We start from the raw sequence: 12,786 nt of genomic DNA, 5'->3' as shown, positions 1-12,786 counted from the left end.
TAAAAATTAAAAAACACTGCCTTTTGCCTCTTGCCTACTGACACAAGTATTTTCAGTATTCAAAACGGATTCATATATGCTGCATCAGCATCGCGCACAATTTCCAGCTTTAGCGAATAAGATTTATTTTAATTATGGAGGACAAGGACCAATGCCTCAAGGGGCTATGGATGCTATTACCCAAACTCAAGCGCATATTCAGGAAATAGGTCCCTTTGGTGCTGAGGCTTATGGCTGGATATCTCCCCAAATGCAAGCAACTAAAGAGGCGCTCACATCTCTTTTCAATGTAGCAAATGACATCATCATACTTATAGGTAATGTCACAATTGGCTGTAACATTGGAATGTGGGGGATTAATTGGCAACCAGGCGATCATTTACTGCTCTCCGACTGTGAATATCCCGAAGTCATTGCCACTGCTGGGGAAATTAGCCTGAGATTTGGTGTAGAAGTTTCTACTTGTCCGCTGATGGCAACTTTCAATGAGGGCAACCCTGTCAGTATTATTGCCGGAAACTTGCGCCCCAAGATACGGTTAGTAGTTTTAAGTCATGTTTTGTGGAACACAGGTCAAGTTTTACCCATTAACAAAATCGCCGATATATGCATCTACTAACAACAGGGAGTTGTTAGTAGATGCAGCTCAATCAGTAGGAGTTATACCTCTAAATTTAAGAGAATTGGGTTAAGAGAATTGGGTGTAGATTTCTATGCTTTCACAGGTCATAAATGGTTATGTGGCCCTGCGGGTGTGGGTGGTTTGTATGTGCGAAGGGAAGCACGGGAACAATTACAACCCACATTTATTGGTTTAGATGGAGTAGTTACCAATAATCAAGGACAAGCAATAGACTGGCAACCAGATGGCAGAAGATATCAAGTGTCTACCTTAGCAACTCCATTACATTATATGTAAGTTTGAGGGAAGTGATCGCCACTCATCATCAATGGGGAACAGCAGAAGAACGATATCAGCGAATTTGCAAGAATAGTGAATATCTCTGGCATTAACTAACTAACTTACCAAATATAAAATGTTTAAAAAATTCACCACCCTAAAGCGGATTAGTATCATTTCAACTTACCAATAATCAACCAAATGTAAATTCGGTTAAATTTCTAGAACCGCAAAAAATCCTCACGCGCACAATTGCTAATCCTAACTATATCCGTGTCAGCGTTCATTACTTAACCTTAGAATCAGAAATTGACCAACTAGTAGAAACGATTAAAGGGTTTTATCAAATGTAAAATTACCGTAGATGAACACAGATTGATCATTCGCGTGTATCTGCGTGTATCTCCGGTTAAAAATCCCAGAACTAAATAACCATGAACAGACCAATTTTATATATAGCCATCACTAATCACGGCTTTGGTCATACTACCCGTACTGCTGCCGTAGCCGCAACCATCCAAAAATTATGTCCAGAAGTGCTGTTAATTCTTGTGACAACCGCACCTAGATGGCTGCTAGAATCCTACATCCAAGGTCATTTTATCCTCCGTCAACGCGCATTTGATTTAGGTGTAGTGCAAACTGATAGTTTGACAATGGATAAACCAGCTACCTTAGCAAAATTACAGGAGATTAAAAAAAATCAAAATTCATTAATTGAATCCGAAGTTAACTTTATTCGTCAAAATCGTGTTAAGCTGATATTGGCAGATATTCCCTTTCTCGCTGCCGGATTTGCAAAAGCAGCAAATATTCCCTGCTGGATGACAAGTAACTTTAGTTGGGACTTTATTTACCGAGAGTGGGAAGGGGAATTTATAGAAATTGCCGATTGGATTAGTGATTGGTATACTAAGAGCGATTGCTTATTCCGTCTTCCCTTTCATGAAAAGATGGCAGCTTTCCCCAATATCATAGATGTGGGTTTAACAGGTGGTTCTCCCCACTTCCCATATGAGGAAATACGCACTACTTGGGGAATAACTGCACTACCAGAAAGAACCATCTTACTCAGCTTTGGTGGTTTAGGTTTAAAAGCAATTCCTTATCACAACGTCAGTCAATTTCCTGATTGGCAATTTATCACCTTCGATGCTTCAGCACCAGAATTACCCAACTTAATTAAAATCACAAATCGTCAATATCAACCTGTAGATTTTATGCCAATTTGTGGAAGAGTGATTTCTAAACCTGGATACAGCACATTTGCTGAAGCTACCCGTCTGGAGCTACCTATTATTACCATACCCCGTGATAACTTTGCCGAAGCTAATTTGCTATTAGAAGGAATCAAGAATTACAACCAACATCAAATCATTACCGCTACAGAATTCTTTCAAGGAAATTGGGATTTTCTCCATGACACACCCCAACCACCGCAACAACTGCAACCAATAGCTAAAGATGGGAATGAAACTATCGCCAAAGCCGTGAGAGATTATTTACAGTGACTGTAAATAAGATGGCTAACATACTCCAAATCCAAAGTCCAAAAGCGGATGATACACTACCAAAAATTACTCAGAGTTACCACAACTGGTAAATCATTTCAAAACATTACCTCAAAAATTGCTGCTATTGTCGCAGAATCGGGGGTGACAACCGGGCTTTGTACATTATTTCTGCGTCACACTTCAGCCAGTTTAGTCATTCAAGAAAATGCTGATCCTGATGTGTTAATAGATTTAGCAAATTTCATGGCGAAATTAGTACCAGAAGGCAACAATTATATTCATGATGCCGAAGGTGCTGATGATATGCCAGGGCATATCCGCACAGTTTTAACTCATACTTCCGAAACTATTCCTATTAATAATGGTTATTTAGTTTTGGGAACATGGCAAGGTATTTATATTTGGGAACATCGTCAGCATAATCATTCCAGAGAGTTGGTAGTACATATTTCCGGATAGAATTAAATGGTGTTTAATTTCCCTAAATTCTATAGAGATAGAATCCTTGCCAAGGATAAATATAGCTATGATTTCCGTTAAACATCAGCTTACACTACAAGAATTCCTTGCTCTTCCAGAAGAGGATATAACCTACGAATTACTTAACAGTGAAGCTGAAGCAAAAATCTCTCCAAAGAGTTCCGTTCCATTCACGTTTAACCATTGCTTTGTGTCTAGTTCTCACCCAATGGGGGTAAAATAAAGGTAATGAAGCTTGTCCGATTCTCCCGGACTTAATAATTGAAATTATATCACCTGACCAATCTTTTGGAGAAATGAGTGCCAAAGCTAAAGATTATCTTGATGCTAGTGTCATGAGAGTTTGGTTTGTAGATAGATGGAAAAGCTAAAACTGTTACCATTCTTCATCCTGATTCAGAACCCTAAACAAAACGAGGTACAGATAGATTAGAAGATGATCTTTTTCCAAGATTAGAAATTACACCGCAGCAAATCTTTCAACAAGCGGGAATCCCTTAAATCCTGTAAGTATTGATTCTGACATTTACAGTTTACCACTCTGGAAGCCAGAGAAAACAAATCAACAAAATTCCATCCAATAAAACTATTTGTGTATCTGATTTTGTAATTAGTTTCATTAGCTAATATTCCTAACCTATTTTAGGATCAAATAACGGGACGTAAACAAAAATAAAGCCCAAATGTAGCCCAAACTGGCTTGATAAGAAGGAAACACGTCCGGATTCAAGTTGTGCCAATCAATAAATAGAAAAGATATGGCTGTTCTCAACGCTTCTAAGGCTGCAGTAAAAGTATTCAAAGGTTTCTTAGCCCACCTTGGTCTTAATCCTCCAGTCCACTGATGGCAAAGAATAAAAGTGTAGGCACAGAAAACCAAAATAAAATGGCGCAGTCAACTGCTGTTATCTCCAACTTGATATTCTTTGAGTCCTAACCATCCCTTGGCTTCCCTGTAAAAACTTCTACCAAATTTCTTTGAGAATATGTATAAACTATCCATTGGGGTGTGACAATTGATCAAGAAACATTGGTCATAAAGTAGTCAATATCAGTGGGTTGAGAGAAGGTAGAAGTGTTGATGACCATAGTAATATTCCCCTTTCCAGTTAGTTAAGGGTGATATTTCTACTTCTTTAGTTACTACCCATAATGTTTTGGGTTTATCTAACTCCAGTTGAATTTCTGTAAAAGCCTGTTGGGGTAAACTTTGTGCTAATTCATCTAACCTAATTATTTGTGGACTATCCTCTTGGTCACTGGCAAGGACTTTGGGATTTTTAGCTAATCCTCCTAAATACTTTAAATTCCGATTTTCCATCTTTTAATAAGAAAGATGTATTGTGGCCATATCCAGCATCTATAATTACTATTCCTGGTTGATAACCACGCCTTAAGGTCAGATGTATTAATTTAATTCCTAACTCAGGTTTATTCTCAAATAGAGGGTCTTGTTTCCCCTTGGGTAAAGAATCAGCCTGGTGATATAACTCTATATGTAATGGTAAGCTTTTACTGGCATCATAATAGATGTATGTGTTGTTACTACTACTATTCCAGTATCCCTTTTCCCAATTTCTCCAATATATTTTCTTCCTACTCCATCCCTAAAATTCCCCCTTTTTCTATGGACAGAATAATCAATTATTAAGCTAAATCCTCTGGTGATTCTCCTCTGACTACACTTGTTCATAATCTCTACCCGATGCTCATTGACTTGGGAACTGGACCAAGGTGCTTCAGTTAAAACGTGGTGTAATCGGTGGTAGGTCACCCATAGGGCATTCTCTACCATTTGAAATAGGTTTTTTATCTCACTTTTACCCGATCATCCCCCTAAATCATGTCTAAACTCTCTTTTTTGCGCTTTATGAGTAAATACATCATCAAACCTTTAACACCATCTTTCAAACCATGGTGCCATTGCTGGGGCAGTGGTTTCTGTCATCAGGTTCTTTTAACGTGAAAGCTACAGCGAAATCCCATTATACTCCTTTTTACTCTTAACTTTTGTTTAAGTCCCGTTAGTTGATCAGTACAAAATTCTGCCAGTGCTTTTGGTTTAAAGAAGTGGCTATCTGATCTAGTTAATTCTAAATATAAAGAGTCACGATTTACAATCCGTTCTTCTAACTTGCCCGAAGGAGTATAATATTGAAGTATATACATTTCATCTGAGACTAATAATCCTGCACGAATAGGCCAATAACTTAACCTCTGTTTCCATGTCTCTATGTGTGATTCCTAAACAGATTGAACCATAAAGGATAAATTATTAGAATTAGGGCGAAGACCGTAACATGTCCACAGAGGATCTACGGCTAGAGGTTGTTGCTCACCATTGGCTGAGATAAGGACATAACGGTGTGGTTCTATTTGCCACACTCGATGCGCTGTTTCAATTGCATCATCTAATAGCTGTCCAGCCATCTCAAAGTTATCTTTACTAATTTAAAAAATTCTTTGGTTGTTATGTCCCTATTTGGCTTGCAAAGGCATAAAATCTTTCATTACTATAGTAGAATCTCTCAAAAAAAGTGATCGCTCTATTCAAATTGGTTGGGGTTTTAATATTCTACTTTCCCATGCCATTAAAAGGGATTAAAAAAGAAGGGTTCTTGCGCTCTTTGTAATAACAGGCTTCTGATATACAGCAATTTCTACAAATGGCATTAGGCATCTATGATAAGACCCATCCTCCCATAAAGCTGGTATTTTAAACCTAGCCCCAGAATTTGGACACTTGGAAAGCAAGGGTAAATTATCGTGATCGCATCCCCCCCTTTCCTGAAATTGCCTATGTACCCCACCTTCCGCACCCTAACTGTCACAGATAGTAGTACATAATAACTAAATATCCTTGAAGGAAGAAAAGAGTTAATAAGAATAAGTCCTATTAAGATAGGAATAGAGTGAGAGAATAAAGTTTTGTAAAGAAGATAAAAGAAAAGAAAATTTAATGATTTAAAAATTAAATTAGAACAGAAGAAGAAATGATTTAATCACAACAGGAGTTGTGGATAATTCTGTTGTGAAATCAAAGCTTCAAAAAATGGAAATCCAAAACCTAGACCATTGAGGCATAGTAGCAGGAATAATAGACGCCATAGGAGTAGTAGAAATAACCGTTGAAATTGGAGAGAAAGTAAGTCCGGGTCATGTAGTAAAAGCCATGATAATCAACGGGTTAGGATTTGTATAAAAACCCCTATATATGTTTCCCCAAGATTTTGAAACAATCCCCTGTGACCATCTAATAGGACCAGGAGTAAAACCAGAATATCTCAAGGACGATAAACTGGGGAGAGTCATGGATAAACTATTTATAAAAGGATTGGATAGAATATTCTTTATTGTCGCCTTAAAAGCAGCCCAAAAATTTGGAGTATCCCTATGAGCAGGGCATCTAGACTCATCATAAATGTACATAGATGGGCAATATAATACCAGCTTACCAGAAGTAATATTTGAGAGTCAAAAAGTAGGAGATAATCAAGAACTAGAAGAATTAGCAGTAAAATTACTAAAAGAAATAACCATCACCTCTGGTTATTCTTTTGACCATAGACCGGAGTTAAAATAGTTCATCATAGAAATGATATGTTCAGGAGATGGAGACATACCAATATATATTTTTAATACTAGCATTGGGAAACCAAGCAGATTCATCATGCTTTGCTAAAATAGCAGTAGAGTACCAAAAACAATTAAAAGTTAACTAAAAGTTAACAGTCTCATAGTAGCAGACTGGGCCTTATATACAGAATCAAATCTGAAAATGATGAATGATGTCAGATTTAAGCTGGTTATGTCCAGTGCCATTAAGCGTAAAATCAGCACAATGATGAATATCAACATTACCAGAACCAGAATTTGTTGATAGTAACTTACCCGGATATAAACTAGCTTCAAAAACAGTAAATTATCCAGGAATAGAACAAAGATGGTTAGTAGTGCAAAGTCAAGAAAGAAGAGAATCAGACCTGGGTAAACTCTCACAAAAAATTACCAAGGCACAATCAAAAGCTGTGCAAGATTTCAAAAAGTTATCACCAGACAAATTTGCTGGTGAAGCTGATGCTATCAAGGGGTTATCTAAACTATTCAAACAATTCAAATATCACTAAATTAACCAGAGTAAAGTTACTCAAATCAAATCTAAGAAAAAAGATAGTTCAGGAGAGATATCCTCTGAAATATCAGCTACAGTCTCCCAGAATGAAAGTAAAATTAATACAGAATTTCTGAGGGCATGGCCTTTTATTATTGCTACAAACCTTTTGGATTCAAATGAACTTACCCATGACTCCATCTTGAGTGAATATAAAGCTCAACAGTCTTGCGAGAGAGGGTTTGCTTTTCTCAAAGACCCATTATTTTTTGCAGACAGTATTTTCCTAAAAAGTCCAGAGAGAATAGAGTCCCTGGGAATGGTGATGGGTTTATGTCTGCTGGTTTATACTTTAGGGCAACGACAAATTATAACCCCTTTGAGAGAGTCTAAATCAACAGTAAAAAATCAATTGGGCAAACCAACTGACCGCCCCACTTTACGCTGGATTTTTCCATGCTTTCAGTCTATTCATTTAGTTACACTTAACCAAGAAAAACACATCTGTTACTGGACTCAAGAGAGAGATTTCATTGTGAATCTTTTACCATATCATTGTTTTCCCTACTATCAATTGGTTACCTAATTTTTCTCTCTATTAATTTAATTTCTATGAGACAATAACCTAATCTCTCTGATTTATAGCTCTATTTTACTATGTCCATAGTTTCTTTTTTTACTTCAATCTATTAGTCTAAGTTATGATTGATCTCTTGAATATCTTCATTTATCTGTTGACTCCTCTGGGCGGTGTTCTTTCTTATTGCTCCTTATTGAGAATAGCTTTTGATGGTATTTTTGGTGCTTTACTGTTTCTCTAATGCCTTTTTTCACTGTATATGTTTGTCTTTATGCTCCCTTGGATTTTTTCTCTCCGTAATTTCTCTCTGTGGCAGTTTAGGGTGCGGAATGTGGGTTAAATCATTTCTTCTTCTGTTCTAATTTAATTTTTAAATCATTAAATTTTCTTTTCTTTTATCTTCTTTACAAAACTTTATTGTCTCACTCTATTACCATCTTAATAGGACTTATTTTTATTAAGCCTTTTCTTCCTTGAAGGAGCTTTAGTTCCTGTGTACTACTTTACCAGCTTTTTTTGATGTGTGACAGTTAGGGTGCGGAAGGTGGGATAGATAACCCAAAATTTACTACTTCTGGTGCAAAAATTGGTGATACTGAAGCGCGAATTAAGTCTCTTTATCCAGGACAAATTAAAGTTACTCCTCATGGATTTGTAAAAAATGGACATTATTTAACTTTAATCCCCAAAGATAAAGCTAACCAGAATTATAGAGTTATTTTTGAAACTGATGGCCAGGGTGTAACTAGATATAGATCGGGTAAATTGCCAGAAGTAGAATTTGTGGAGGGTTGTTCTTCAACCCCCCCAATTTTGTTTATCTCTCTACGTCTTTTACTTCTGTAGGAACTCCCGCAGTTAATACTTCATGTCCATCTGCGGTAACTAAGACATCATCTTCAATTCTAATCCCAATACCTACCCAGCGGGGGTCAATGTCTGGTTGGTCTTCTGCGGGTTTGGTGTCGGGAACAATATAAAGACCTGGTTCTATTGTCAGCACTTGACCTGGTTGTAAAAGTTGTGGGTTTTGTCCATATTGATAAACACCGACATCATGAATATCTAACCCTAACCAATGACTGGTGCGGTGCATATAAAATGGTTTATATTTTTCTTCTTCTATTAATTTGTCAATTTCCCCTTTGAGTAAACCGAGTTCTACTAAACCTTCTGTGAGGATACGGACTGCGGTATTATGAGGTGCCGTGAAGGGGTTTCCTGGTTGGACTTGTTGTGTGGCTTGTTTTTGTGCTTCTAATACTATTTCATATAGGGCTTTTTGTTCTGGTGTAAATTTACCTCCAATGGGAAATGTGCGGGTAATGTCGGAGTTGTAATAACCATAAGCGCAACCAGCATCAATTAGCAGTAATTCATTTTCTTGCATCTGGCAATTATTTTCAATGTAGTGCAGTACGCAAGCATTTGTCCCAGCTGCAACAATGGAAGGATAAGCTGGACCCATTCCACCCCGCAGACGGAAAATATGTTCTATTTCTGCTTGTATTTCATATTCATAACGTCCCGGTGCGGTAATTTGTAAGGCGTGGTTGTGTGCTTCTACTGCAATGTCGGCTGCTTGTCGCATTAAGTCTAATTCGGTTTTGCTTTTATGTAGTCTTAAGCTATGTAAAATAGTGCTGGTATCTTCTATGGCAATGGGTCCTGTTCCTCGTTTGGGATAGGTATGTAGTAAGCTTTGATAATGTTTAAGAATAGTAGCATTAAAATTGCGATCGCGTCCCAGATGATAATAAATGCGATCAGCTTGTTCCAAATATTGTGGTAATTTTTCATCTAACTCTGCAATGGGATAAGCTTCATCTGCACCATAAATCTCCTTCGCTGCATCTACTCCACAACGATAACCACTCCAAACTTCCTTTTCCCGATCCTTGGGTTGAACAAACAAAATAAACCGATGTTCTTCGTGATGAGGTGCTAGTACAGCAACAGCTTGGGCTTCATTAAAACCTGTTAAGTAAAAGAAATCACTATCTTGACGGTAAACATACTCAACATCGTTGTGCATTACTGCTGTGGGGGCACTGGGGAAAATCGCTGTACCATTACCAATTCTTGCCATTAACTGTTCACGACGTTGACAATATTCTGTTTGCATAGCTGATTTATTGCTGAAAGTATAGTCTTCTTTTAAAGAATAGCAAAACTACACAGGTATGTGTGTTTGTAATTGCTAATCCTAATTATTTTAGCCAATTTTTAATTTATCTGAATCAGAAGTTCCCGTCTCCTAAGAAACGAGATTGTCAACAAAATAGGATTTGATACATAAATCGTGACATTAATAAGTAAGAAACGAAAGTTTTTTGGATTGCTTATATATTATTTATATTGAGAATAAGAAGTATTCTCAAACATGAAAAGATTTTCAAAAGTCCTGACATCTATGCGAAATTATTTAAGTAAATGTTCGTCATTTACAGAATCTTGATTTTAATTCAACTAAGACTTTATATTAATTACACATAAAAACACGCCATGTTTGAGAATAAATCAGCCTTATCTTTAGATACAAGTAGTTGGGCGAAAGAATCCCTAGAAAGAACAGAAGTTTTGACAACATCTCTTAATACTTCAACTACTAATAGAAGTTCTGCTGTCACAGTAAAAGATGATGAATCACTATTTCCAGAAATGCCAACTGATTCCTTACCAACATTGCCATATGTTGGTAGTTCCAATCCCAATCCTAATCCTTATTTAACTAGTGCTGCTATTGTTCCTGATTTCAATGGTGATGGTAAAACAGATAAAATGTGGGTAAATGTACAAACAGGTGAAATTTTAGTTCGCCTGATGAACGGGACACAAATTATTGAACAGGCTTCTTTAGGTCAATATGACTTAAATACCTGGTCTTATAAAACTGCTGATTTCAACAGTGATAATAAAACCGACTTCTTGCTACGCAACGAACAAACTGGCGAGAATGTAGTTGTGTTAATGGATGGCACCAAGGTTGCTACTTACTTAACTTTAGATAGAGTTGATCCAGGTTGGACTGCTAATATTGGCGATTTTAATGGTGATCGCAAAACTGATATTTTCTGGCATAATGGACAAACAGGTCAGAACGCCATTTGGCAGATGGATGGTACAACCGTAACTAGTGCAACTGTTCTCGAAACCACAGATCTAGCCTTAACTGCAACCATCGTTGATTTCGACGGCAATGGCAAGAGTGACATTTTTTGGCGCAATAATACAACCGGTGAAAATACCGCTTGGTTCATGGATGGTAGCGAAGCCACCAAGTATGATTTACAATCACAGGATGCGTCCTGGACTACTACCCTTGGTGATTTCAACGGTGACTACAAAACAGATATTTTGTGGCGTAACACCGCAAGCGGTGAAAACAAAATTTGGACAATGAACGGCGTTTTCGTTACTGAAGATACCGTTAACACACTTTTCTCAGATTGGAATGCTAAAATTGGTGATTTCAACAGTGATGGTAAGACAGATATTTTCTGGCACAATGCTACAACTGGAGAAAATACTGCTTGGTTGATGGATGGTACAAACGTTAGTTCAGAAGCGTTTTTACCCAGCAATAGCGTCGGTTTGAGAGCATCTCTTGGTGATTTCAACGGCGATGGTAAAACCGATGTCTACTGGAGAGACCAAGAAACCAGTGCAGACAAAATCTGGAATATGGATGGAACTCTAGCAACTGAGAATCTTATATCTGATGCAGATAAGTTGACTCAAGAATGGTATACAGCATAATCTAAAAATCTTTCTGAACTTCTACTAAGCGATACCTTCTTTTCTCTGTGATATGCTTTCAGCAAGACAGAAGCAAGCTATGCAAAGCATATCACAGAGTGGGGCACTTTGACTCTAGTTCCCCCAGCGGATCAGCAAGTGCCTAAAATCACGACCCAAAACTTTTCTAACCCCCTCTAAACAGATAACTTTCCTTAACTGAACAGGGGGGGGATCAATAAGTGCCTAAAACCACAGTCAACCACTTTTAAAATAACCGCTAAGACTCATAATTAAAATAAATATTACCAAACCTCCTAGCATGGCTAAAACTTGAGTAGTTCTTTAACTTTTAGCGAGAATTTCTGAATAAGATAAGTAAGTAAACACAAATAAACACAAGTATGTAACAAGATGTAAATTACTGGAAACTCCTGGGATTGATTGATTCCCCTTTCCTGCATTCGCCATGAGATAGTTATAAATTCTTCCGCCCACCTACTTAGTTCCTGATTCTGAATTAATAAGAAGGAATGGGGACTAAATAAAAACGGCAATAAACGATTCAAAAGTAAGCGAATAAAAAAGTTAAAACTCCACAATCGTTTCTGTAATTGGTCTTGACTAGATTGCCAAGGATAACTAATGTTTACCAAGCGGATTAAGGGTGTAATATCCGCTTACCGTAAATTTTGATAGAGATTGTTCGCGATTTTGAGATTGGGTAATAGTTTGTAAATGGTCTAGATGTAGTTGAATTTCTAAACATTCAGTCTTAAATAAGACTTGAATTGAATCTTGCCAAGACTAATAAATTTCCTGGTAAAGTAACTCTACAGAACATGCTCTTAGCAGCCAGTAGGCAGTTTTGCGTTTAGAATCAGCAATAGGCCACTTTGTGGTTTTGTGTGTGCCGTCTTTTTAAAAGATAGTCAAGTAAAATTCAGTATTAGGAACACTTAAATCGACTAGTTTGGCAACTATATCTAATAAATCAGTTAATTTTTGTCCTCGACCACCAATTTGATAACTAAATTTGTGGAGACTATTTCTACTGCTAATTGTAATGGTTTAACGAAAGCTGTGTAAGCAGATACCTTAGCATCCCAGAGGTTGTTATCTACAACGCTGACATTAGGAACACGACCTTGTTCTTTACCACTTGCTGTTAAAGTTCTAATTGCTATTCTTCCCGATACCCTGTAATTGAGATTCGGACGTTCAACGTCTCGATATAATTTCTGGTGAGAGAATCTGTTAGATTATCATGTTTTATCGTTGCTTGTATAGGCAGAATTTCTCCATTGACAAGTTTATAACGACCTTCTTCGCGAAAGTCATAGTTAAGGAATTAATCAAAGGTAATTCTGTTTTTAGTTAGAGTCATGCTTGTAAAATGGCAGAGATTTATACTTTCACGATAATCTAGTTGGGAAATTGTTTGCTAACATTAATCAAATTG

General features: G+C 37.1%; 5 protein-coding genes and 6 pseudogenes. 8 read left to right on the top strand and 3 right to left on the bottom strand.

The genetic code is table 11. The features are described 5' to 3' along the window. The first annotated feature begins 76 nt into the window (after positions 1 to 76). The 4 genes and pseudogenes from AAZO_RS11440 (at position 77) to AAZO_RS30060 (ending at position 3,396) form a co-directional block, all read left to right on the top strand. Positions 77 to 1,254 (top strand): annotated as a pseudogene (locus tag AAZO_RS11440) (aminotransferase class V-fold PLP-dependent enzyme). A gap of 81 nt (positions 1,255 to 1,335) precedes the next feature. After that, on the top strand, positions 1,336 to 2,412 hold the full coding sequence (locus AAZO_RS11435) for a hypothetical protein (RefSeq protein ID WP_013191358.1): 1,077 nt from the start codon (positions 1,336 to 1,338) through the stop codon (positions 2,410 to 2,412). 48 nt (positions 2,413 to 2,460) lie between these two features. Continuing rightward, positions 2,461 to 2,874: a secondary thiamine-phosphate synthase enzyme YjbQ gene (locus AAZO_RS11430; RefSeq protein WP_013191357.1), complete on the top strand. Its 414-nt coding sequence runs from the start codon at positions 2,461 to 2,463 to the stop codon at positions 2,872 to 2,874. A 67-nt stretch (positions 2,875 to 2,941) separates the two neighbouring features. Beyond that, a pseudogene (locus AAZO_RS30060) lies at positions 2,942 to 3,396 on the top strand (Uma2 family endonuclease). A 136-nt stretch (positions 3,397 to 3,532) separates the two neighbouring features. Here the strand turns inward: AAZO_RS30060 and AAZO_RS11425 are convergent. After that, positions 3,533 to 4,843 (bottom strand): annotated as a pseudogene (locus AAZO_RS11425) (IS701 family transposase). A gap of 296 nt (positions 4,844 to 5,139) precedes the next feature. Beyond that, the gene (locus tag AAZO_RS11415; protein WP_013191354.1) at positions 5,140 to 5,325 is read right to left on the bottom strand and encodes a hypothetical protein; all 186 of its coding nucleotides are present in this window, start codon (positions 5,323 to 5,325) and stop codon (positions 5,140 to 5,142) included. Between the two features lie 652 nt (positions 5,326 to 5,977). On the opposite strand from AAZO_RS11415, the pseudogene AAZO_RS43730 reads away from it, so the two are divergent. The 3 pseudogenes from AAZO_RS43730 to AAZO_RS38035 all read left to right on the top strand — a co-directional run. Next, positions 5,978 to 7,592: pseudogene (locus tag AAZO_RS43730) on the top strand (IS1634 family transposase). A 115-nt stretch (positions 7,593 to 7,707) separates the two neighbouring features. Then, positions 7,708 to 7,926, top strand: a pseudogene (locus AAZO_RS38040) (C4-dicarboxylate ABC transporter). 215 nt (positions 7,927 to 8,141) lie between these two features. Continuing rightward, positions 8,142 to 8,432 (top strand): annotated as a pseudogene (locus AAZO_RS38035) (hypothetical protein); the annotation flags it as partial. On the opposite strand, the gene AAZO_RS11400 reads toward AAZO_RS38035, so the two are convergent. Continuing rightward, positions 8,404 to 9,711: an aminopeptidase P N-terminal domain-containing protein gene (locus AAZO_RS11400; RefSeq protein ID WP_013191352.1), complete on the bottom strand. Its 1,308-nt coding sequence runs from the start codon at positions 9,709 to 9,711 to the stop codon at positions 8,404 to 8,406. The pseudogene AAZO_RS38035 and the gene AAZO_RS11400 sit on opposite strands and share 29 nt — an antisense overlap. Before the next feature lie 380 nt (positions 9,712 to 10,091). On the opposite strand from AAZO_RS11400, the gene AAZO_RS11395 reads away from it, so the two are divergent. Next, a complete protein-coding gene (locus AAZO_RS11395; RefSeq protein ID WP_013191351.1) occupies positions 10,092 to 11,345 on the top strand; it encodes an FG-GAP repeat domain-containing protein in 1,254 nt (417 codons plus the stop codon). The last annotated feature ends 1,441 nt before the right edge of the window (positions 11,346 to 12,786 follow it).

Origin of the sequence: 'Nostoc azollae' 0708, from assembly GCF_000196515.1 — a bacterium.
In the GTDB taxonomy this organism is placed as follows: Bacteria; Cyanobacteriota; Cyanobacteriia; order Cyanobacteriales; family Nostocaceae; genus Trichormus_B; species Trichormus_B azollae.
The sequence above is the reverse complement of the archived record's forward strand: the minus strand, read 5'-3'. Positions and strand labels throughout refer to the sequence as shown.

Bases quoted from the DNA above. Each gene is read 5' to 3' on its own strand.
- AAZO_RS11435 (WP_013191358.1), top strand. From the start codon at position 1,336: ATGAACAGACCAATTTTATATATAGCCATCACTAATCACGGCTTTGGT.
- AAZO_RS11430 (WP_013191357.1), top strand. From the start codon at position 2,461: ATGATACACTACCAAAAATTACTCAGAGTTACCACAACTGGTAAATCA.
- AAZO_RS11415 (WP_013191354.1), bottom strand. From the start codon at position 5,325: ATGGCTGGACAGCTATTAGATGATGCAATTGAAACAGCGCATCGAGTG.
- AAZO_RS11400 (WP_013191352.1), bottom strand. From the start codon at position 9,711: ATGCAAACAGAATATTGTCAACGTCGTGAACAGTTAATGGCAAGAATT.
- AAZO_RS11395 (WP_013191351.1), top strand. From the start codon at position 10,092: ATGTTTGAGAATAAATCAGCCTTATCTTTAGATACAAGTAGTTGGGCG.